Below are 21477 nucleotides of genomic sequence, written 5' to 3' on the forward strand. Positions count from 1 at the left end.
GGCTGGGTGGGGTATTACCGCTGTTGCTGGAAACTTGTGAACGTTTCGTGGTCGGGATAAGACGTTTGCGTACCCAGCGCCATGACCGAGCACGCGGAATACGCTACCGCCTGTTCAATGGCCTGACGGATAAGGCCGTCGCGGTTCCAGTGGTGAATGAAGCATCCGATAAAGGCATCGCCGGCCCCCGTGGTATCACGGGCCACCACCTGTACGCCGGGCACATGGAATTCGCCCTCTTCGCCCACGTACAACGCACCGTGCTCGCCAAGGGTGACGATCACGTGGCGAATGCCGCTGGCGACCAGGCTGCGCGCGGCGGCCTGGGCCGAGGCCGGCGAGTTCACGACGTGACCGGTGATCAGCGCCAGTTCCGATTCGTTGGGGATCAGGAAGTCCAGCTGCGCCAAGTGCTCGGCGCTTAACCCGGTCAGCGCCGGTGCCGGGTTGAGCAGCACCGCGATAGCGTGTCGGTGAGCGAATTCGATGGCGTGGTAGACCGTCTCCAGGTTGATTTCCAACTGCAGCACGATCAGCGTGCATTCACGCAGGTCCGCTGCAGCGGCATCGATGTCCGCCGGCGACAGATGCGCATTGGCTCCTTTGACGATCAATATGCTGTTGTGCGAGTCAGTTCGCACGAAGATCGGCGCGACGCCGCTGGAAACACCCGGCACGCGCTGCACGTAACGGGTGTCGATGCCAAAGCGTTGGAAGTTGGCCACGGTGTTGTCGGCAAACATGTCGTCGCCGACCTTGCTCAGCATCAGGACATCAGCCCCCAACTTGGCGGCCGCGACGGCCTGGTTGGCCCCCTTGCCGCCGCAACCGAGGGCAAAACCCGGCGCTTCGAGGGTCTCGCCCTGGGCCGGCATGCGGTCGATGTAGGTAATCAGATCAACCATATTGCTGCCGATGACTGCGATCTTGCTCATTGCTATTCCACCTTGTTACGGCACGACGAGGCAAAGCGTGCCGCTCTTGTTTTGTTATTTAAATAACATTAGGTGTGAATATTCAATCTTTTTTTTGTGGGGTCGAATCAATTTTTGCCGGATGGTCTTACCCGGTTCCCCTTTCTGCGGACAAAAAAAACCGGCCTCAGAGGCCGGCCGTTGATCAACAGGTCTACACGCTGAACCGATCCACCGACTGCGACAATTTCCCGGCCAAGCCAGCCAGCTCATCGGTGGTCGCGGCTGTTTCACCGATGACGCGGCTATTGTTTTGCGACATACCGGCGATCATCTCCACCTGGTGGGCAATTTCATTGCTGGCCAGGCTCTGCTCGCCGATGGTCCGGGAGATGTCGTTGACCAACTCCGTGGTGCTCAAGGTGGCCTGCAGAATCTCGCGAATGGCGCGCTCGACATCGGCGGTCACGGCCATGCCTTTGTCCACTTGGGCGACGCCCTCCTCCATGCTGGTGACCGCTTCCCGGGTGCTTTGCTGGATACGCCCGACCATGCTGGCGATTTCCTGGGTGGAAGCGCTGGTGCGGCCGGCCAGGCTGCGTACTTCGTCGGCAACAACGGCAAAACCGCGCCCTTGTTCACCGGCGCGAGCGGCTTCGATGGCGGCGTTGAGGGCCAGCAGGTTGGTTTGGTCGGCGATGCCCTTGATCACTTGGATGATGCTGTAGATGGCCTCGGATTCCTTGTCCAGGGTGCGAATGACCAGGGCCGACTGCTGGGCGGAACGGGCAATGCCGTCCATGTCGCTGACCACTTGGTGAATCACCCGGCCGCCGTCCTTGGCCAGGGCTTCGGCCTGGTTGGCCATGTCCAGCGCGCGCCCGGCGTGGCGGGTGATTTCTTCGATGCTGGCGGTCATTTCGCTGGCGGCGGCGGCCATGGTGCTGGCGGCGGCGCTTTGCTGCTGGCTGCTGTCCGCCACTTCATGGCAGCCCTGGCTCAGTCGTTCGCTCACGCCATTGACGCCATGGGCATTGCTGCGCACCACGTCGATCATGCCGCGCAAGTCGCGCTGCATGGTGGCCAGGCTGCGAATCAATGAACTGGCTTCGTCGTTGCGGCTGGGCTCGACAATTGGTTCGCTCAAGTTGCCACGGGCGATACTCGCGGCAATGCGGCTGGCTGCTTGCAGAGGCCCCATGATGCTGAGGATTACCCAGCGTCCCTGGGCCAGCAGCAACAGCAGGCTGGCGATCAATACCGAGCCCAGGATCAAGTTGGCGTTATGGATGGTGTGTTGGGTGGCATCACCGGTCCGTTGGGTATGGCTTTCGATCAACTCACTGAAGGCGCCCATTTGGTCTTCGAGCTGACTGAAGGCTTTATTGAAGGTTTCAAGCTCCCCGCGAGCGCCTTCGGGGTTGCCCAAGGCCAGCGCGACGATACGCTCGGCGGCGCTGATGTAGGTGTCCAGGCTGGGCTTGATGTTGTCCAGGTTGGTTTTGAACGTCGCTTCCAACGGCAACTTGAGGTTGTCCCCCAGTACCTTGCGAAAGTTCTCGGCGTGCTCCTTGAGCGAACTATTGACCTCTGCGGCGGTGGTGGTGCTTTTGCCCAGGCCCACCAGCATGGCGGACAACACATCGGCGCGCAGCGCGTCATGCATCATGTCGGCTTCCATGTGGTTGCGCAAAACGGTCATGCTGACCTCGTTTTCCTGCACGGCGGCGCTCATCTGCCGGTTTCCAAGGTAACCGGCCAGGCTCATGACCAGGGCGGTCAGCAACCCGGTCGCAATCAACAGCGTTAAGCGTAACTTGATCGTCATGCGGATATCCCCTTACCCAAGCGCCGATGCGTCGTTACCAGTGTTATCGGCATCACTGGCTGTTAGTGAAGCTCAAGTTTGCGGATCTGCGCGGATACCTTAAGCTGGGCGTCTTTTGCTTGCCCCGGGACACCCATGCCTCAACGTATTGCCCACCTCGCCTTGCTGCTGGGGTTGATCACCGCCATCGGCCCGTTCGCCATCGACAGCTACCTCCCCGCCCTGCCCACCCTGGGCGCCAGCCTGCAGGCGTCGCCTGCCGCCGTGCAGATGAGCCTCACGGTATTTTTCATGATCATCGGCGTGTGCCAGCTGTTCTATGGGCCGCTCAGCGATGTGTATGGGCGCAAGCCGCCGATCTACGCCGGCCTGGTGATTTTCGCCGTGGCCAGCGTCGGTTGCGCGTTGGCGCCGAGCATTGAAGTGCTGATCGGGTTTCGCGCCCTGCAAGCGTTTGGCGCGTGCGCCGGCATGGTCATCCCGCGAGCGATCGTGCGCGACCTCTATACCGGCCATCAAGCCGCGCGCTTGATGGCCTTGCTGATGCTGGTGATGAGTGTGTCGCCGATCCTCGCGCCCCTGGCCGGCAGTGTGGTGATTTCACTCTGGAGCTGGCGCGAGGTGTTCGCCGTGCTGGCGGTGGTGGCCGTGCTGTGCCTGGTGATGACCGTTGTACAACTGCCCGAAACCCACCCGGCCGAGCGGCGCCTGGGCAAAACCCTGGGCGGTGCGATCCGCAGCTACGGCGCGCTGCTGCGCGACCCGGTGTTTATCGGCCTGGCGGTGGTCAGCGGTTTTGGCCTGGCCACGTTCTTTGTGTTTATCGGCAGCGCGCCGTTCGTGTATATCCAGTATTTCGGCTTGACGCCTACCCAGTTCAGCCTGTGCTTTGCCGTCAACGCCGCCTCGTTTTTCGCCATGAGCCAGCTGACAGCCCGCCTGAGCGCGCGCTTTGGCCTGGCACCGCTGATTCGCTGGTCGGTAATTGCCGTGGCCGCCGTGATGGCGCTGCTGGCGGCCACCACGCTGTGGGGCGATAACCTGGCGTTGATGATGACCCTGCTGTTTGTCGGCTTCGGCTTTCTCGGCCTGTTGTTGCCGGCCGCCGGGGTGTTGTCGCTGGAGGATCACGGTGCGGTGGCAGGGTCTGCGTCGGCGTTGCTGGGTGCGATTCAGATGGTCACCGCCGCTGTGTCGATGACGCTGGTGGGGCTGTTCGCCGACCATACGCCCGCGCCAATGTTGGTGGGCATCGCGCTGTGCGCGGCCGCCGCCCTGCTCACGGTGCTATGGACGCTGCGCCGCTTGCCGCCGCACCTGGCGAATGCTTGAACCTTACAAATCGAAGCGATCCACCGCCCGCCGCCGCTCATTGCCGTCACGCACGTCATAGCTGGCGGTGGTCTGGATATTGGTGTGATGGGCCAGCTTCTGTGCGATCGACAGGTCATGCTCCTCGATCACCCGGGTAATGAACGAGCGGCGAAAATCATGGGGCATGATCTTCACGCCCACCTGGTCCCCACGCTGGCGAGCGATGTAGTAAATCGCGTGCTTGGTGATGCGTTCACGGGTGATATGGCTGCCGCGACGGATTCGGTTGAACAGGAACGGGTCGTCCTGTTCGCCTTCCTTGAGTTGCCCGCGACGAAACTCCAGCCAGGCTTGCAGCTTGGCGAAGGCCCAGTCCGGCGCGTATTTGATCAGCTCTTTATTGCCCTTGCCGATCACGCGCAAGCTGCGCTGCTCAAAATCGATCTGCGCCAGGTCAAGGTTGACCGACTCCGATTTGCGCATGCCCGAGCCGTACAGGATGCCGATCACGGCGGCATCGCGCAGGCCCTGGGGGCGTGGGTCGGCGGCGCAGACCTCCATCATTTCGCGGATCAACGTGCGGCGCAGGTTACGCCCCTGCCCCAGGCGCGTACCGGACGCGGCCTTGACCGAACGCATCTTCAACAAGTGTTCCTGGCTGATCAGGCTCATCCGCCACGCTTCGTTCATCACCCCGCGCACCGCATTCACATACAGCGACGAGGTGTTCGGCGCATAGCCGTCCTCGCGCAACGCGGCGACCAGGGCGATCACCTGTTCGGGTTGCAGCAGGTGCCAGTCGATGTCTTCAAGGTTGACGTCTTCAAAGCCCAGGCGGTCGGCGGCGTCCTGCAGCACGTAGCGCATGGTCAGCTGGCTGGAGGGCGCCAGGCGGGTGAGGTAGAGGGTCAGCGGGTTGCGGATGGACTCAGTCAAGGTAGATCAGCCTTTGGATTAAATATCACGAGCAATCTATTGATTAATCGCGATATTTATTGAATTGGCGAAGGCCGAGTCTAGCGCAGTCTTGGCACTGCCATCAAATCACGGCGCCACGTCATCCTCTTGCGTCGGCTGCTGGGGTTGGGTCTGGGACTGGCCCCAGTCGGCGTCCTGTTTTTTCATCAGCGCAAACCAGTGCTGACGCATGAACGCCAGGTAGCTGTCCGGCGCCTTGGCAAAATCCTTCTCGTCGCCATAGCAGCCCGGCAGCGGTAGCTCGGTGCCCTGCTCTTTGTACTGGCTGACCAGCGCCTGCTGCGCGGCAACGCTGCAATCGGTCGGCAACGGCATGCCGCGCAGGGCGCCGGCGTCTTCGTCCCACCAGGCTGCGCCGTAACGGTCGACGCCGCGCAGGCGATACTTCTCGGACTTGCCGGCGTGCATGATCAGCTTGAATTCATTGGGGCTGACATCGCTGGTGCAGGTGCGCGAGTAGCCAACAGTCGCCTGGGTCGTGCCGTCACCCAAAAGGTCGGTGACTCGGGTGGCTGCCGTGTCAAAGTGCAGCCCGGCGTCGAATTCGCACTGGCGCACATCGTCGTAAAGCATCCACACGCGCTTGGGATGCTCGCCGGCCAGCAGGTACTGGGCCGCATAGACAAAGGCCGACTGGGTGCCATCGTCGTCCCGCTCGCTGACCTGTTCGGCCAGCACCAGCAGGTTCTTGCCCTGGCGGTCGTCCCAGGTATAGGCAGCGACCTGCTTGCCACGTACTTCGACGCCTTCCGGCACCTGGTCAATGCTCGCCAGGGCCACGCCCTCATCGGCCCGCACTGTGGTGACACAGGCGACGCACACTAACAATCCGATCAACACCGGCCGCAACTGGCCGCGTAAAAGCTGCACGCTATTCATCCGAGTACCCTGGCAAGAGATGGCTTACTTTACCGGCACTTGAAGGGCAATGCAGAGAAGATTGTTGAATAGAGGCAGTGGAGCCATCACGGGCGCCGATCACATGAACCAAATACGTGTCAGCCCGTTCCTATTCGGCTGAACATTCACAAGGTTTAACACCTTGGCCACATAGCTGAACACTGGCTGTCTACCTGTCAAATAAACGAGTTTTTCATCCGCCTTTCATATTCGTTGAACATTTTTGCGCTTAACCTTATAGGCATCACTTCAGAACAATCCGGGGTTTATCGACTAACCTGTTGATTACACTTTATCTTTAGCGCCGTTTTGTCATCTGCGGGCCGTAGTTTCGCCCACTAATCGCTGCTGTTTTCGCGCTCCAAGTTGCTCCAGCCGAGGTTATTAATCTTTGAAACCCTACCCTATTCATTGCGTATCGATCGTTATCCCGGTCTACAACGAACAAGAGAGCCTGCCTGAGTTGCTGCGCCGTACCACGGCCGCTTGCCAACAACTGGCCTACGACTACGAAATCATCCTGGTGGATGACGGTAGCCGCGACAATTCGGCGCAATTGCTTGAAGACGCCGCCGCCGAAGATGGCAGCAAGGTAGTGGCGGTGATTCTCAACCGTAACTATGGCCAGCACGCCGCGATCATGGCGGGTTTCGAACAGTGCCGGGGCGAAGTGGTGATTACCCTCGACGCCGACCTGCAAAACCCGCCGGAAGAAATCCCGCGCCTAGTGGAACAAGCCGCCCTGGGCTACGACGTGGTCGCAACGGTGCGTAACAATCGCCAGGATTCGGCCTTCCGCCGCTGGCCTTCGCGCCTGATCAACCTGGCCGTGCAGCGCTCCACCGGCGTGGCCATGACCGATTACGGCTGCATGCTGCGCGCCTACCGCCGCACCATCGTCGACGCGATGCTGGCCTGCCGCGAGCGCAGCACCTTTATCCCGATCCTGGCCAACGGCTTCGCCCGGCACACCACGGAAATCCTGGTGCACCACGCCGAGCGTGAACACGGCGAATCCAAATACAGCGCCATGCGCCTGATCAGCCTGATGTTCGACCTGCTCACCTGCATGACCACCACGCCGTTGCGCCTGCTGTCCATCGTCGGGTTCAGCCTGGCGGCGCTGGGCGTGCTGTTTGCCTTCGCGCTGATCGTCATGCGCCTGGCCTTCGGCGCCACTTGGGCGGGCGACGGCCTGTTCGTGCTGTTTGCGGTGCTGTTCGTGTTCACCGGTGGCCAGTTCATCGGCATGGGCCTGCTGGGCGAATACCTGGGGCGCATGTACAGCGATGTGCGCGCCCGCCCGCGTTTCTTTATTGAAAAAGTGCTGCGCAACCAACCGGCCGCACCGGCTCCCGTGGTCGTCGTCGATGGCCTGGTGTCTTCCCATACTTCTACTTCTTCTTCCGATCAGGTCCAGTCATGAGTTCAAAAGCCGTTGTGTTCGCCTACCACGATATTGGCTGTGCGGGTATCGAAGCCCTGCTCGCTGCGGGCTACGACATTGCCGCCGTGTTCACCCATGCCGACGACCCCAAGGAAAACAACTTCTACGGCTCCGTCGCCCAGCTGTGCGCCCGCAACGGTATCCCGGTGCACGCCCCGGAAGACGCCAACCATCCGCTGTGGGTCGAACGCATCGCCAAACTGAACCCGGATTTCATCTTCTCGTTCTACTACCGCAACCTGCTCAGCGAACCGCTGCTGGCCCTCGCCCGCCAAGGCGCGTTCAACCTGCATGGTTCGCTGCTGCCCAAATACCGTGGCCGCGCGCCGGCCAACTGGGTGCTGGTCAACGGTGAAACCGAAACCGGCGTGACCCTGCACCGCATGGTCAAGCGTGCCGATGCCGGCGCGATCCTGGCCCAACACAAAGTCAGCATCGAGCGCAGCGACACCGGCCTGAGCCTGCACGCCAAGCTGCGAGAGACCGCCAGCCACCTGCTGCGCGACGCCCTGCCGCAACTGGCCCAGGGCACACTGGCTGAAACCGCCCAGGACGAAAGCCAGGCGACCTGCTTCGGCCGCCGTACCGCCGCCGATGGCAAGATCGACTGGAACAAGCCCGCCGAACAATTGTTCAACCTGGTGCGCGCCGTGACTCAGCCTTACCCTGGCGCCTTTTGCGCCGTGGGCGAGCACAAACTCATCGTCTGGCAGGCCGACGTGGCCAAAGGCAACGAAGGCCTGGCGCCGGGCCGCGTGATCAGCGTCAATCCGTTGCGCATCGCCTGCGGTGAAGACTCGCTGGTGATCAAGTTCGGCCAGCGCAACGACAACGGCCTTTACCTGGCCGGCCCGTCCCTGGCCGATGAACTGGGCCTGGTGGACGGCTCCGTGCTGCGCGGCGCCGAGTCGGGCCGCAAGCCACGCCGCACCCGCGTGCTGATCCTGGGCGTGAACGGCTTTATCGGTAACCACCTGTCCGAGCGCCTGTTGCGTGACGACCGCTACGAAGTCTACGGCCTGGACATCGGCTCCGACGCCATCGAGCGCCTGCGCAGCCACCCCAATTTCCACTATGTGGAAGGCGATATCAGCATTCACACCGAGTGGATCGAGTACCACATCAAGAAGTGCGACGTGGTACTGCCGCTGGTGGCCATCGCCACGCCGATCGAGTACACCCGCAACCCGCTGCGCGTGTTCGAGCTGGACTTCGAAGAAAACCTCAAGCTGGTGCGCTACTGCGTCAAGTACAACAAGCGCGTGATCTTCCCCTCGACCTCCGAAGTCTATGGCATGTGCCAGGACCAGTACTTCGACGAAGACACCTCCAACCTGGTGGTGGGCCCGGTCAACAAGCAACGCTGGATCTACTCGGTCTCCAAGCAACTGCTCGACCGCGTGATCTGGGCCTACGGCGACAAGGGCCTCAAGTTCACCCTGTTCCGTCCGTTCAACTGGATGGGCCCGCGCCTGGACCGCCTGGACTCGGCGCGTATCGGCAGTTCCCGCGCCATCACCCAGCTGATCCTGAACCTGGTGGAAGGCACGCCGATCCGCCTGTTCGACGGTGGCGAGCAGAAGCGCTGCTTCACCGACATCGCCGACGGCATCGAAGCCCTGGCGCGCATCATCGATAACGACAAGGGTGTCTGCGACGGCCAGATCATCAACATCGGCAACCCGGAAAACGAAGCCAGCATCCGTCAGTTGGGCGAAGAGCTGCTGCGTCAGTTCGAAGCGCACCCGCTGCGCGGCAACTTTCCGCCGTTCGCGGGTTTTCGCGACGTGGAAAGCAAGGCGTTCTACGGCACCGGTTACCAGGACGTGGCACACCGCAAGCCGAGCATCGAGAACGCCAAGCGCCTGCTGAACTGGGAGCCGACCGTGGCGATGAGCGAAACCATCGGCAACACGCTGGATTTTTTCCTGCGTGAAGCGATGCTTGAAATAGCGGACAAAAAGTAATGAAGGCAGGCCTGCGCATCGACGTCGACACCTACCGAGGCACCCGTGAAGGCGTGCCACGGCTGCTCGAGTCCCTGGACGAAGCCGGGATTAAAGCGACGTTCTTTTTCAGCGTCGGGCCGGACAATATGGGGCGCCACTTGTGGCGCCTGATCCGCCCGCAGTTCCTGTGGAAAATGCTGCGTTCCAATGCCGCCGGCCTGTATGGCTGGGACATCCTGCTGGCCGGCACCGCCTGGCCGGGCAAGCCGATTGGCCGTGACCTGGGGCACTTGATGTGCCAGGCCAAGGCCGCCGGGCATGAAGTCGGCCTGCACGCGTGGGACCACCACGGCTGGCAAGCCAATACCGGGCGCTGGAGCGACGCACAACTGGTCGAGCAGATCCGACGCGGCGTGGATACCTTGAGCGACATCCTCGGTGAGCGGATCGACTGTTCCGCAGCCGCCGGTTGGCGCGCCGACGAGCGTGTGGTGCAAGCCAAACAAACCTTCAACTTTCGCTACAACAGTGATTGCCGGGGCACCAGCCTGTTTCGACCGACCCTGGCCGATGGCAGCGCAGGCACCCCACAAATTCCGGTAGACCTGCCGACCTTCGACGAAGTCGTCGGGCCGGTAGTGGCTGCCAAGGACTTCAACACCTTCATCCTTGACCGGTTCAACGCGTCGAAGCTGAACGTCTACACCATTCACGCAGAAGTAGAAGGGATTCTGATGGCCCAGGATTTTCGCCAGTTGCTCGCCCAGGCAGGGCAGCGCGGCATTGATTTCCAACCCTTGAGCGCGTTGTTGCCCACGGATGTGACCACCCTGCCCCAGCAACAGCTGGTGCGCGGCGCGTTGAGCGGCCGCGAAGGTTGGCTCGGAGTGCAGCAGGCATGATCCGCCGCTGGGCATTGCCCTTGCTCCTGTTGGCGTTTGGCGTGTTTTATCTGGTACCGCTGGCCACCCACGGCCTGTGGATTCCGGATGAAACCCGCTACGCGCAGATCAGCCAGGAAATGCTGCTGACCGGCAAGTGGGCCGCGCCGCACTTCATGGGCATTCGCTACTTCGAGAAACCGGCGGCGGGCTACTGGATGATCGCGCTGGGCCAGGCGATCTTCGGCCAGAACCTGTTCGGCGTGCGCTTTGCGTCGGCCTTGAGCACCGGCTTGAGCATCCTGCTGGTTTACCTGATGTCCCGCCGGTTGTGGAACGACCCGCAGAAAAGCCTGATCAGCAGCGTGCTGTACATGAGTTTCGTCAGCGTGGCGATGCTCGGTGGCTACGCCAACCTGGACCCGCAGTTCACCTTCTGGGTCAACCTCACAGGCGTTGCCCTGTGGTTTTGCTTCGACAGCCGCACGCAGCGCGTCAGGTTGTGGTCCTGGGCCTTGCTCGGCCTGGCCTGTGGCATGGGTTTCATGACCAAAGGCTTCCTGGCGTGGCTGCTGCCGGTGTTGATCGCCCTGCCCTACGCCCTCTGGCAGAAACGTTCGATGGAACTATTCAAGTACGGCCCGGTGGCGGTGGCTGCGGCGATCCTGGTCAGCTTGCCATGGGCCCTGGCCGTGCACCTGCAAGAGCCGGATTACTGGCACTTCTTCTTCTGGCATGAGCATATCCAGCGCTTTGCCGGTGAAGACGCGCAGCACGCCGAGCCGTTCTGGTATTACCTGCCGTTGCTGGTGGCGTTCACATTGCCCTGGGTTGCGCTGCTGCCGTCCAGCCTCAAACAGGCATGGCTGGACCGGCGCCTGCCGAACACCGCGTTCCTGCTGCTGTGGCTGCTGATGCCCTTGGCCTTTTTCAGCCTGGCCAAAGGCAAACTGCCCGCCTACATCATGCCGTGCCTGCTGCCCCTGGCCTTGCTGATGGGGTCGACCTTGAGTGACAAGCTCGCTCAAGGCCGTGGCCGCGTATTGCGCATCAACGGTTGGCTGAACCTGGTCATCGGCGTGCTCGCCCTGTTGGCAATCATCTGGTTCCAGTGGAAGAAACCGGTGTACGAACCCGGTGAAGAAACCCTCAGCCTGGTGCTGCTGTTTACCTGTCTGTTCGGCTGGATCCTGGTCAACCTGTTTCAGGCGGCGCGCCCGTTGACACTGTGGGCCGCGCCGCTGATCGGCAGTGCCTTGCTGGTTGCCCTGGTGCCCGCCGCACTGCCCCATTCGGTGGTTTATAACAAGACCCCGGACCAGTTCATCATCGATCATGCCGAAGAACTCAAGCCCTCCATTGCGCTGTTGAGCAACGACCTGGGCGCCTCCGCTGCACTGTCGTGGCGCCTGAAACGGCCCGACATCACGCTCTACAACACCTCTGGCGAGGTGAAATACGGCCTGGCTTATGCGGACACCGCCCAGCGTCTGGTCGACCGCAATCGAATCCAGGCCTGGATGGCCGAAACCCGCCGCAGCGGCGCCGTCGGCGTGGTGATGCGCGTCAACAGCCAGGGCGAAAAGGAAGAACTCGCCCTGCTGCCCGCGGATGGCAAGCGCTATGCGCAGGGCAACATCGTGATTCTGATTTTCCCGCAGGTCGCGCAATGATCACCCTGCTTCTGTTACTCAGCGCCTGCCTGCTTACGTGCGCGGGCCAGGTCTCGCAGAAATTTGCCGTGGAAAGCTGGCGTGAATTGCCCGACGGTTGGGCGCTGAAACTGCGCTCACCCTGGTTGTGGTCGGCGCTGGTGTGCCTGGGCCTGGGTTTGCTGGTGTGGCTGCTGGTGCTGCAGCGCCTGGAAGTGGGCATCGCCTACCCCATGCTCAGCCTGAACTTTGTCGTGGTCACGCTGATGGCGCGCTTTGTGTTTGCTGAACACATCGATGGCCGCCACTGGCTGGGCGTGGTGCTGATCATTGCCGGCGTTGTGCTGCTGGGGCGCCAGGTATGAGCCGGATGCGCGGTTTTGCCCTGGCCCTGGGCAGTGTCGGCCTGGTCAGCGCGGCCCAATTGGGCATGCGCTGGAGCATGACGCGCCTGCCGTTGCCGGAGGCGTGGTTGAGCGCCTTGAGCACCGGCAGCATCGACCTGAACGCCCTGGGCGTGGTGGTCCTCGCGATCAGCGCCTATGCACTGTCGATGCTCTGCTGGCTCGGCGCGCTGAAGCACTTGCCCCTCGGGCGCGCTTACTCGCTGCTGAGCATCAGCTACGCGCTGGTGTACCTGCTGGCCGCCTGCCTGCCGGTATTCAACGAACACTTTTCGCTTGCAAAAACCCTGGGGGTGGCCTTGGTCATCCTCGGCGTACTGGTTATCAACTCTCGTCGTGCTAGCACCTCAAGTCCCAGGAATACCCCATGAAAATCAGTGTATTTGGTAGTGGTTACGTCGGCTTGGTACAGGCCACCGTATTAGCCGAAGTCGGTCACGATGTCATTTGCATGGACGTTGACCGGAGCAAGGTCGAGTCGCTGCAGAAGGGCCATGTGACGATCTTCGAGCCGGGCCTGGCGGCCATGGTCAAGGAAAACCTGGAAAGCGGACGCCTGCATTTCACCTACGACGAAAAACTCGCCGTCGAGCATGGTGAGGTGCTGTTCATTGCGGTGGGCACGCCGTCGGACGAAGACGGTTCGGCCGACCTCAAATACGTGTTGTCGGTGGGTGACGCGGTGGCGCGCCATCGCGTGGCGCCGGTGATCCTGGTGGAAAAGTCCACGGTGCCAGTGGGGACCGGCGACACCCTGCGCGATCATATGCACAAAAAGCTGCACGCAGCGGGCCGTGAACTGCAGTTCGATATCGTCTCCAACCCGGAGTTTCTCAAAGAAGGCTCTGCCGTGGCCGACTGCCGTCGCCCGGATCGCATCATTATTGGCTGCGAGCGCGAAGAAGTGCGGGAGGTGATGCGTGACCTGTACGCGCCGTTCAACCGCAACCATGACCGCATCATCTTCATGGATGTGCGCAGCGCCGAACTGACCAAGTACGCCGCCAACTGCATGCTCGCCACCAAGATCAGCTTCATCAACCAGATCGCCGAGCTGGCCGAACACCTGGGCGCCGACATCGAAGCCGTGCGCCTGGGCATTGGCGCCGACTCGCGCATCGGCTACCACTTCATTTATCCCGGTTGCGGCTACGGCGGCTCCTGCTTTCCCAAAGACATGCGCGCCCTGATCCACAGCGCCAAGCAGGCCAACTGTTCCAGCGACCTGCTGGAAGCCGTGGAAGCGATCAACCAGCGCCAGAAAAGCAAGTTGTTCGAGCGCATCAACGCGTTCTTCAAAGGTGACCTGCGCGGCAAGACCTTCGCCCTGTGGGGCCTGGCCTTCAAGCCCAACACCGACGACATGCGTGACGCGCCGAGTCGCGTGCTGATGGAAGCCTTGTGGGCCGCCGGCGCCAATGTGCGTGCGTTCGACCCCGAGGCCATGCAGGAAACCCAGCGCATCTATGGTGACGACCCACGACTGATGCTGATGGGCACGCCGGAGTCCACCCTGGGCGGCGCCGATGCGCTGATCGTCTGCACCGAGTGGCAGCAATTCAAGGCACCGGACTTCGACCTGATCCACCAGCGCCTGAAAACCCCGGTGATCTTCGACGGTCGCAACCTGTACGACGGCGAGCGCCTGACGCGCAAAGGCTTCAAATACTTCCCGATTGGCCGTGGTGACTCGTGCGAGTTGCCGATTCCCCAGCAAAACTGGGTGCAACAGGCCAAGGCAGGCTGATCAGTGCACAAGGTTCACCCGCCCCTGCTCACGCCAACGCTCCGCCGACAGTCACTGGGTTTGGGGCTGTTGGCGCTGCTGCTGTTCATCGCGGGCAGCTGGCACCAGGCGATTATCGGCTTCGACTCGCGCTTCGTGGTGTTTGCCCAGGAGATGCTGCGCCATGGGCCGAGCTTCTTTCCCACCACCTACGGCCAGCCGTATGCCGATTACCTGGCCACCTCGACCCTGCTGACCTGGCTGTTGTCCCTGCCTATCGGCCAGGTCACCAGCTTCACCGCGTGGCTGCCCAGCGCTGTGGCTTCGGCGTCGATCGTGGTGCTGGTCTATCGGCTCACCGCGCCCTACTCCGTGCGCTGGGGCCTGCTGAGCATCGCAATGTTGCTGCTCAGCAGCACCTTTATCAGCCAAACCCGCGCCGTCTCCCTCGACCAGATGCTCGCGGCCGTGACCCTGGCGGTGTTCTACCTGGGGTATGCCCATGAGCATTTTGCTGCGGCCAAACGCCTGCACTGGGTGTTTGCGCTGTTGATGCTGGGGTTTGCGATTCGTGGGCCGATCGGCCTGGTGATTCCTACCGGGGTGCTGTGCAGTTATTACCTGATCAACCGTCAATGGCGTCAGTTGTTCAGCTTCGGGCTGCTGGCGCTGGCGTTGCTGGCGGCGTGTATCGGCCTGCTGTTGCTGCTGGCCAAGCTCAGCGGTGGCGAAGACTTCATGCGTGAGGTGATTCGCATGCAGTTTCTGGGGCGCATGGATGGCAGCGAAGGCTCCGGCGGCGTGCTGTATTACTTCACCAGCTCCCTCGGCAACTACGCCCTGGCCTATCCGGTGGCGCTGCTGGTGCTGCTGGCCGTGGTGAGCGGCGGCCGCCGAGCGCCGGACCCGGCGTTGAAGCTGGTGCTGTACTGCGCGGCGGCGGGTGTCTTGGTGATGCTTGGCTTGTCGGTGCCCCAGGCAAAAAAGGCGCGGTATATCCTGCCGATGCTGCCGATGGCGGCAATCATTGCCGCGTATCCGTTTCAGGTCGCCCAAGGCCGGCTGTTCAGCGGGTTGCGCGGTTTGATGCTGGTGCTGTGGACGTTGCTACCCGCGCTGTTGGCGGTGGGCCTGATCGTTGCGCGACGGCGCTACCCGCAACTGTTGGCCGATCTCGGGCCGATGTTTGGCGTACTGGCAGTGCTGCAGGTATTGGCGTTGCTGGCACTGTTCCAGGCTCGGCTGCGCCCGGTCGGTCCGGCATTCGCTGCAGTCATGGCGATCTGGACGACTTACATCATGGTGGTCGAGCCCTTGGAGCGCAGCCTTTACGACACCCGTACATTCACCCTGGCGGCCAAGGAGCAGATCCTGCAACAACCGGCGCCATTGGTCTTGCATGCGTTGGGCAAAGACGCAAAAGCCATCAAGTTCATGGTCAACTTCAATTGCGACAAGGTTCCGCTGTTTACCCAGTTGCCCATCGAGCTCCAGCCTGTTCAGGCGCCCGCCTGGCTGGTGATGAGCCAGGCCGACTTTAACAACCTGACTGACCCACGCTTGCGTGCGCTCACGCCGACGCTCACCGGCGCGTTCGATATGACTCCCTATGTGTTGCTGCACCTGGAGAAAAAAGCACCTCTCTGAGTGTGTTTGCAGCCGTCAGGTAAGAAAAACGCCCGCTTATAAACCCCCTGGGCGTTTTTCATCATAATCACCGAGAAACCCCCTACAGTGCTTTGCGTAACGGCCGCTGAACTTTGCCTTCCGGTGCCTGGAGCCCAACTGTAGACTCGTTTGCAAGGGCATTAACTATCTACCACCCGTATCAAGGGCTGCCTGTAACAGCCCTGGTCAGGGAACCTGCATAACGACATAACAACAAGGAGGGCAATGCCGTGCGAGAGGATCGGTTATCTGTAGCCGCGCCGAGACTGGATCGGTTGAGGGGCTTACGTGACGCGCTGGTAGCGTTGAAGGGGCCGCTGGCCGATGAACCAGGCCTGCAGGCGAACCTGCAAAAACGCTTGTTCAACGAAGAAGTCGACAGCCTTGTACTGGGCAAGATTTGCACGCCCGCCGCCCATAGCACCGATCGGATCTTTTTTGACGAAGTCCCTTAAATACATAATTTTTGCATTCAACCCTCATTAATATGCATTGGCGCCGCTGCAACCCAGTTGGCACACTGTTCGGGTTCCTTCCCCCAATGTTGGAACTTTCAAGGGCTTTTCCGGGAAACCAGGCAGGCCTTTTTTTTCGCCTTCAGTTTCAGGACCCCTCTTCAATGCTCGCTCGCTGGTTACCTGCTGCCATCAATACCCGTCCTTCCGAATGGAGTCGCGCCGCTATCGGCATGGCCTTGGGCACACTGCTCAGTGTCTGGGTGTGTGCCCAGGTGTTCGGCATGGAAGTCGCTCTGCACCTGCTCGGCCCGCTGGGGGCGTCGGCGGTGCTGCTGTTTGCCGTGTCGTCGGGGGCGCTGGCGCAACCCTGGTCGATCATGGGCAGTTATCTGTGTGCTGGCGTGGTGGCGTTGCTCGTGGCGCGGGTGTTGGGACGCACCCTGGGCAGCGCTTGCCTGGCGGCGGGCATGACGGTCGTGCTGATCTGCTGGTTGCGCTGCCTGCATCCCCCGGCCGGTGGCCTGGCCATGACGCTGGTACTGGCCGACCCTGCCTCCATCGCCCTCGGCTGGCACGAGCTGGCACCGGTCATGCTCGGCGCCGCTGCCCTGCTGGCGTGTGCGCTGGCCTACAACAATGCCACCCGCACGCGTTATCCCAAGGGACAAGCCGAGCCGGTACCTGTCATGCTCGGCAGCGCGCCGGTGACCGACCCGGCCATCACCGCCGCCGACCTCAAATTGGCATTGGCCGACATGGAGCAGTTCTTCGACGTCGAGCCCACGGAGCTGGAGCAATTGATTCATGCCGCCGAAGGCCATGCGCGACGGCGCAGTATCGGCGAAGTCCTGGCCAGTCGCGTGGTTTGACGCGGTGTGCATAAATGCAACAACGACCTGCATGATTCCGGGTTGTAGGCGGCAAATTTGCGCTGGTACGATCACGCGATAGTTCGCCCGCGAACATCTTGATAAAGAACAATAAAAGCAGGGAGTTAGTGATGACTGCTCAGGTGTCCTCCGAAGCACGCCACGCCGATATTCAGCAGGAAGAAGTACTGAGTGAGGTGCGTAACCATATCGGTTACCTCACCCTCAACCGCCCCGCCGGCTTGAATGCCATCACCCTGGACATGGTGCGTCTGTTGACGAGGCAGCTGCAGGCCTGGGCCGATGATCCGCTTGTCTACGCCGTGGTGTTGCGCGGTGCCGGCGACAAGGCCTTCTGTGCCGGCGGCGATATCCGTTCCCTGTACGACAGTTTCAAGCGTGGCGACACCCTGCATGAAGACTTCTTCGTCGAGGAATACGCGCTCGACCTGGCCATCCACCATTACCCTAAACCCGTGCTGGCCTTGATGGACGGCTTCGTGCTCGGCGGAGGCATGGGGCTGGTACAGGGCGCCGACCTGCGCGTCGTGACCGAGCGCAGCCGCCTGGCGATGCCGGAAGTGGCCATCGGCTATTTTCCGGATGTGGGTGGCAGCTACTTCCTGCCGCGTATCCCAGGCGAGCTGGGGATTTACCTCGGCGTCACCGGGGTGCAGATCCGCGCGGCGGACGCGCTGTACTGCGGCTTGGCCGATTGGTATCTCGACAGCGCCAGACTGACGGAACTGGGGCACGCGCTCGACAGCCTGCAATGGCGCGACTCGCCCCTCAAGGACCTGCAAGGCGTGCTCGCCAGACTCGCTGTACAACAACTGCCGGATGCGCCGCTGGCGGCCTTGCGCCCGGCCATCGATCATTTCTTCGGCCTGCCGGACGTGCCGAGCATGGTCGAGCAACTGCAGCAAGTTACCGTCGCCGACAGCCACCACTGGGCGCTGACCACTGTCGCCCTGATGCAGACCCGCTCGCCCCTGGCCATGGCCGTCACCCTGCAGATGCTGCGCCGTGGGCGCCACCTGCCGCTGGAACAGTGCTTTGCCCTTGAACTGCACCTGGACCGCCAGTGGTTCGCACGCGGCGATCTGATCGAAGGGGTTCGCGCCCTGATCATCGATAAAGACAAGAACCCGCAGTGGAACCCGCCCACCCTGCAAGGGCTGGACGCCGACCATGTCGACAGCTTCTTTCGCGACTTCACGCAGATTGAGAAATAAGCCATGCAAGATCTTGAATACACTGAAGAACAAGTGATGATTCGCGACATGGCGCGTGATTTTGCCCGTGGCGAAATCGCACCCCATGCCCAGGCCTGGGAAAAGGCCGGCTGGATCGACGACGCGCTGGTGGCCAAGATGGGCGAGCTGGGCCTGCTCGGCATGGTGGTACCGGAAGAATGGGGCGGCACCTACGTGGATTACGTCGCCTATGCCCTGGCCGTGGAGGAAATTTCCGCCGGTGATGGCGCCACGGGCGCACTGATGAGTATCCATAATTCAGTGGGTTGCGGCCCACTCCTCAACTACGGCACAGAGGCGCAGAAACACACCTGGCTGGCCGCGCTCGCCAGCGGCCAGGCCATCGGTTGTTTCTGCCTGACCGAACCCCAGGCCGGCTCTGAAGCCCATAACCTGCGCACCCGCGCCGAACTGCGCGACGGTCAGTGGGTGATCAATGGCGCCAAGCAGTTTGTCAGCAATGGCAAGCGCGCGAAGTTGGCCATTGTGTTTGCCGTGACCGACCCGGAGCTGGGCAAGAAAGGCCTTTCGGCATTCCTGGTCCCCACGGATACGCCGGGCTTTGTGGTCGACCGCACCGAACACAAGATGGGCATTCGCGCATCGGACACCTGCGCCGTCACCTTCAACCAATGCACTGTGCCCGAAGCTAACCTGCTGGGCGAGCGCGGCAAAGGCCTGGCCATCGCCCTGTCCAACCTGGAGGGTGGGCGCATCGGCATCGCTGCCCAGGCCTTGGGCATCGCACGTGCCGCCTTTGAAGCGGCGCTGGCCTATGCCCGTGACCGGGTGCAGTTCGACAAGGCGATCATCGAACACCAGAGCGTGGCGAACCTGCTGGCCGACATGCAAACCCAACTCAACGCGGCGCGCCTGCTGATTCTGCACGCCGCACGCCTGCGCAGCGCCGGTAAGCCATGCCTGTCGGAAGCGTCCCAGGCCAAGCTGTTCGCCTCGGAAATGGCCGAAAAAGTTTGCTCGAAGGCGATGCAGATTCACGGCGGGTATGGGTATCTGGAAGACTATCCGGTGGAGCGTTACTACCGGGATGCACGGATCACGCAGATTTACGAAGGCACCAGCGAGATTCAGCGGATGGTGATTGCCAGGGAGTTGAAGAACTATCAGCTCTGACTGATAAGGGTTAAAAATGTGGGAGGGGGCTTGCCCCCGATGAGGGTAGATCAGTCAATATCTCAGTTGACTGTCACACCGCCATCGGGGGCAAGCCCCCTCCCACATTTGGATCTCCAGCGCTCGGGAGGTTTGATCGTTCCCACGCTCTGCGTGGGAATGCCACCTGGGACGCTCCGCGTCCTGCTACTTGTCTTTAAACTCCGGCGCCCGCTTGGCCACAAACGCCGCCATCCCTTCCTTCTGATCCTGGGTCGCGAACGCCGCATGAAACACGCGACGCTCAAAACGCACGCCTTCGGACAGGCTCACTTCAAACGCGCGGTTCACGCTTTCCTTGACCATCATGCTGATCGGCACCGATTTACCGGCGATCAGGGTGGCCACTTTCAACGCTTCGTCCAGCAGCTCGTCAGCAGGCACGATGCGCGCGACGATGCCGCAACGCTCGGCTTCTACCGCGTCGATAAAGCGCCCGGTCAGGCACATTTCCATGGCCTTGGCCTTGCCCACCGCACGGGTAAGCCGCTGAGTGCCGCCCATGCCCGGCAGCACGCCCAGGTTGATCTCCGGCTGGCCGAACTTGGCGCTGTCACCGGCCAGGATGAAGTCGCACATCAGCGCCAGTTCGCAGCCGCCGCCGAGGGCGAAGCCGTTGACGGCGGCAATGATCGGCTTGCGGCGGTTGGCCACGCGGTCGCTGTCGCTGAACAGGTCGTCCAGGTAGATCTGCGGGTAGGTCAGCTCGGCCATTTCCTTGATGTCGGCACCGGCGGCGAAGGCTTTCTTGGAGCCGGTCAGCACGATGCAGCCGATTTCCGGATTGGCTTCCAGGCCATCCAGCGCCTGGTTCAACTCGCTGACCAGTTGGGCGTTCAAGGCGTTCAGCGCCTGCGGGCGGTTAAGGGTAATCAGCCCGACGCGGCCCTGGACTTCGAGCAAAATGGTTTCATAACTCATGTATCGGCTCCTTAAAGATTGCGTGAGATGACCATGCGCTGGATATCGCTGGTGCCTTCGTAAATCTGGCAGACCCGCACATCGCGGTAGATCCGCTCCAATGGGAAGTCGCTCAGGTAACCGTAACCGCCCAGGGTTTGCAAGGCGGCCGAACAGACTTTCTCGGCCATTTCCGAGGCGAACAGCTTGGCCATCGACGCCTCGACCAAGGCCGGTTTGCCGCTGTCACGCAGGGCTGCCGCGTAATGGACCATTTGCCGGGCGACGGCAATTTGCGTGGCCATGTCCGCCAGGCGAAAGGCCACGGCCTGGTGTTCAATCAGCGCCTTGCCGAAGGTTTCACGCTCGCGGGCGTAGTCGCGGGCCGCTTCAAAGGCAGCGCGGGCCATGCCCACCGATTGCGCGGCAATGCCCACCCGCCCGCCTTCGAGGTTGGCCAGGGCGATCCTGTAGCCCTCGCCCTCCTCGCCCAGACGGTTGGCGACCGGCACCTTCACGTCTTCAAACAGGATCTGGCAGGTATCCGATGCGTGCTGCCCCAGCTTGTCCTCGACCCGCGCCACGGTATAGCCCGGCGAGTCGGTGGGAACGATAAACGCACTGATGCCGCGCTTGCCCGCCGCCGGGTCAGTGACCGCAAACACAATCACCACGCCGGCGTTTTGCCCGGAAGTGATGAATTGTTTACAACCGTTGAGCACGTAATGATCACCGTCTAGGCGTGCACGGGTTTTAAGGCTGCTGGCGTCGGAACCGGCCTGGGGTTCGGTCAGCGCAAAGGCGCCGAGCATGGCTCCGCTGGCCAGGGGCTTGAGGAACTGCTCTTTCTGCTGTTCATTGCCAAATTTGAGGATCGGCACGCAACCCACCGAGTTGTGCACGCTCATGATGGTCGAGCAGGCCCCATCGCCGGCGGCGATTTCTTCCAGGGCCATGGCGTAGGCCAGGTAACCCGTGTCGCAGCCGCCCCATTGTTCCGGTACCAGCATGCCGAAAAAGCCTAGTTCGGCCATTTCACCGACGGCTTCCTTGGGAAAGCGATGCTCGCGGTCCCATTCGGCGGCGAACGGTTTCAGACGCTCCTGGGCAAACTGCCGGGCCGCGTCGCTGATTTGCAGTTGTTCGTCATTAGGCAGCAT

At 61.8% G+C, this 21477-nt stretch carries 19 protein-coding genes and 1 pseudogene; 13 read left to right on the top strand and 7 right to left on the bottom strand.

Annotated elements, in window-relative coordinates:
• Positions 1–14: 14 nt before the first annotated feature.
• From rbsK to C4J92_RS27510, 3 genes and pseudogenes are all read right to left on the bottom strand, one after another.
• Positions 15–935 (bottom strand): ribokinase, encoded by a 921-nt coding sequence (gene rbsK / locus C4J92_RS13595; protein ID WP_124404210.1) that lies wholly within the window; start codon positions 933–935, stop codon positions 15–17.
• Positions 936–1128: 193 nt separating this feature from the next.
• Entirely contained in the window at positions 1129–1992 is an 864-nt protein-coding gene (locus C4J92_RS27505; RefSeq protein ID WP_372238393.1) for a methyl-accepting chemotaxis protein, read from the bottom strand.
• Positions 1987–2742 (bottom strand): annotated as a pseudogene (locus C4J92_RS27510) (MCP four helix bundle domain-containing protein); the annotation flags it as partial. The gene C4J92_RS27505 and the pseudogene C4J92_RS27510, both read right to left, overlap by 6 nt.
• A gap of 135 nt (positions 2743–2877) precedes the next feature.
• On the opposite strand from C4J92_RS27510, the gene C4J92_RS13605 reads away from it, so the two are divergent.
• On the top strand, positions 2878–4074 hold the full coding sequence (locus C4J92_RS13605) for a multidrug effflux MFS transporter (protein WP_124404212.1): 1197 nt from the start codon (positions 2878–2880) through the stop codon (positions 4072–4074).
• A gap of 3 nt (positions 4075–4077) precedes the next feature.
• Here C4J92_RS13605 and xerC read toward each other — a convergent pair whose 3' ends face one another.
• The gene (gene xerC / locus C4J92_RS13610) at positions 4078–4992 is read right to left on the bottom strand and encodes a tyrosine recombinase XerC (RefSeq protein WP_124404213.1); all 915 of its coding nucleotides are present in this window, start codon (positions 4990–4992) and stop codon (positions 4078–4080) included.
• Between the two features lie 108 nt (positions 4993–5100).
• Positions 5101–5913: a M949_RS01915 family surface polysaccharide biosynthesis protein gene (locus tag C4J92_RS13615; RefSeq protein WP_124404214.1), complete on the bottom strand. Its 813-nt coding sequence runs from the start codon at positions 5911–5913 to the stop codon at positions 5101–5103.
• A gap of 412 nt (positions 5914–6325) precedes the next feature.
• Between C4J92_RS13615 and arnC the strand changes: the two genes are divergently transcribed.
• The 12 genes from arnC (at position 6326) to C4J92_RS13675 (ending at position 19378) form a co-directional block, all read left to right on the top strand.
• Positions 6326–7360 (top strand): undecaprenyl-phosphate 4-deoxy-4-formamido-L-arabinose transferase, encoded by a 1035-nt coding sequence (gene arnC / locus C4J92_RS13620; RefSeq protein ID WP_124362926.1) that lies wholly within the window; start codon positions 6326–6328, stop codon positions 7358–7360.
• The gene (gene arnA, locus C4J92_RS13625) at positions 7357–9348 is read left to right on the top strand and encodes a bifunctional UDP-4-amino-4-deoxy-L-arabinose formyltransferase/UDP-glucuronic acid oxidase ArnA (RefSeq protein WP_124404215.1); all 1992 of its coding nucleotides are present in this window, start codon (positions 7357–7359) and stop codon (positions 9346–9348) included. Before arnC ends, arnA begins: the two co-directional genes overlap by 4 nt.
• A complete protein-coding gene (gene arnD, locus C4J92_RS13630; RefSeq protein ID WP_124404216.1) occupies positions 9348–10232 on the top strand; it encodes a 4-deoxy-4-formamido-L-arabinose-phosphoundecaprenol deformylase in 885 nt (294 codons plus the stop codon). Before arnA ends, arnD begins: the two co-directional genes overlap by 1 nt.
• Entirely contained in the window at positions 10229–11884 is a 1656-nt protein-coding gene (gene arnT, locus C4J92_RS13635) for a lipid IV(A) 4-amino-4-deoxy-L-arabinosyltransferase (protein WP_124404217.1), read from the top strand. Before arnD ends, arnT begins: the two co-directional genes overlap by 4 nt.
• Positions 11881–12228, top strand: coding sequence for a 4-amino-4-deoxy-L-arabinose-phosphoundecaprenol flippase subunit ArnE (gene arnE / locus C4J92_RS13640; RefSeq protein WP_124404218.1), 348 nt, complete (start codon positions 11881–11883; stop codon positions 12226–12228). The genes arnT and arnE overlap by 4 nt, the downstream gene beginning before the upstream one ends.
• Positions 12225–12638 carry a 4-amino-4-deoxy-L-arabinose-phosphoundecaprenol flippase subunit ArnF gene (gene arnF / locus C4J92_RS13645; protein ID WP_124404219.1) on the top strand — a complete coding sequence of 138 codons (414 nt, stop codon included), beginning with the start codon at positions 12225–12227 and terminating at the stop codon, positions 12636–12638. Before arnE ends, arnF begins: the two co-directional genes overlap by 4 nt.
• A complete protein-coding gene (locus C4J92_RS13650) occupies positions 12635–14014 on the top strand; it encodes a UDP-glucose/GDP-mannose dehydrogenase family protein (RefSeq protein WP_124404220.1) in 1380 nt (459 codons plus the stop codon). Before arnF ends, C4J92_RS13650 begins: the two co-directional genes overlap by 4 nt.
• 3 nt (positions 14015–14017) lie before the next feature.
• Positions 14018–15640, top strand: a complete 1623-nt coding sequence (locus C4J92_RS13655) for a glycosyltransferase family 39 protein (protein WP_124404221.1) — start codon at positions 14018–14020, stop codon at positions 15638–15640.
• Between the two features lie 296 nt (positions 15641–15936).
• Positions 15937–16116: a hypothetical protein gene (locus C4J92_RS13660; protein ID WP_124404222.1), complete on the top strand. Its 180-nt coding sequence runs from the start codon at positions 15937–15939 to the stop codon at positions 16114–16116.
• A 164-nt stretch (positions 16117–16280) separates the two neighbouring features.
• On the top strand, positions 16281–16988 hold the full coding sequence (locus C4J92_RS13665; protein WP_124362935.1) for an HPP family protein: 708 nt from the start codon (positions 16281–16283) through the stop codon (positions 16986–16988).
• Between the two features lie 131 nt (positions 16989–17119).
• Positions 17120–18223, top strand: a complete 1104-nt coding sequence (locus tag C4J92_RS13670; protein ID WP_124404223.1) for an enoyl-CoA hydratase/isomerase family protein — start codon at positions 17120–17122, stop codon at positions 18221–18223.
• A 3-nt stretch (positions 18224–18226) separates the two neighbouring features.
• On the top strand, positions 18227–19378 hold the full coding sequence (locus C4J92_RS13675; protein ID WP_124404224.1) for an acyl-CoA dehydrogenase family protein: 1152 nt from the start codon (positions 18227–18229) through the stop codon (positions 19376–19378).
• Positions 19379–19564: 186 nt separating this feature from the next.
• On the opposite strand, the gene C4J92_RS13680 is transcribed toward C4J92_RS13675, so the two are convergent.
• Positions 19565–20338 (bottom strand): enoyl-CoA hydratase, encoded by a 774-nt coding sequence (locus C4J92_RS13680; protein ID WP_092243611.1) that lies wholly within the window; start codon positions 20336–20338, stop codon positions 19565–19567.
• 11 nt (positions 20339–20349) lie between these two features.
• Positions 20350–21477: an acyl-CoA dehydrogenase gene (locus C4J92_RS13685; RefSeq protein WP_124404225.1), complete on the bottom strand. Its 1128-nt coding sequence runs from the start codon at positions 21475–21477 to the stop codon at positions 20350–20352.

The organism is Pseudomonas sp. R3-18-08, assembly GCF_003852065.1.
In the GTDB taxonomy this organism is placed as follows: domain Bacteria; phylum Pseudomonadota; class Gammaproteobacteria; order Pseudomonadales; family Pseudomonadaceae; genus Aquipseudomonas.

Bases quoted from the DNA above. Each gene is read 5' to 3' on its own strand.
- C4J92_RS13670 (WP_124404223.1), top strand. From the start codon at position 17,120: ATGACTGCTCAGGTGTCCTCCGAAGCACGCCACGCCGATATTCAGCAG.
- rbsK (WP_124404210.1), bottom strand. From the start codon at position 935: ATGAGCAAGATCGCAGTCATCGGCAGCAATATGGTTGATCTGATTACC.
- C4J92_RS13650 (WP_124404220.1), top strand. From the start codon at position 12,635: ATGAAAATCAGTGTATTTGGTAGTGGTTACGTCGGCTTGGTACAGGCC.
- arnA (WP_124404215.1), top strand. From the start codon at position 7,357: ATGAGTTCAAAAGCCGTTGTGTTCGCCTACCACGATATTGGCTGTGCG.
- C4J92_RS13605 (WP_124404212.1), top strand. From the start codon at position 2,878: ATGCCTCAACGTATTGCCCACCTCGCCTTGCTGCTGGGGTTGATCACC.
- C4J92_RS13665 (WP_124362935.1), top strand. From the start codon at position 16,281: ATGCTCGCTCGCTGGTTACCTGCTGCCATCAATACCCGTCCTTCCGAA.
- C4J92_RS13615 (WP_124404214.1), bottom strand. From the start codon at position 5,913: ATGAATAGCGTGCAGCTTTTACGCGGCCAGTTGCGGCCGGTGTTGATC.
- C4J92_RS13685 (WP_124404225.1), bottom strand. From the start codon at position 21,477: ATGCTGCCTAATGACGAACAACTGCAAATCAGCGACGCGGCCCGGCAG.
- C4J92_RS27505 (WP_372238393.1), bottom strand. From the start codon at position 1,992: ATGCAGCGCGACTTGCGCGGCATGATCGACGTGGTGCGCAGCAATGCC.
- arnT (WP_124404217.1), top strand. From the start codon at position 10,229: ATGATCCGCCGCTGGGCATTGCCCTTGCTCCTGTTGGCGTTTGGCGTG.
- C4J92_RS13680 (WP_092243611.1), bottom strand. From the start codon at position 20,338: ATGAGTTATGAAACCATTTTGCTCGAAGTCCAGGGCCGCGTCGGGCTG.
- arnF (WP_124404219.1), top strand. From the start codon at position 12,225: ATGAGCCGGATGCGCGGTTTTGCCCTGGCCCTGGGCAGTGTCGGCCTG.
- C4J92_RS13675 (WP_124404224.1), top strand. From the start codon at position 18,227: ATGCAAGATCTTGAATACACTGAAGAACAAGTGATGATTCGCGACATG.
- arnE (WP_124404218.1), top strand. From the start codon at position 11,881: ATGATCACCCTGCTTCTGTTACTCAGCGCCTGCCTGCTTACGTGCGCG.
- arnD (WP_124404216.1), top strand. From the start codon at position 9,348: ATGAAGGCAGGCCTGCGCATCGACGTCGACACCTACCGAGGCACCCGT.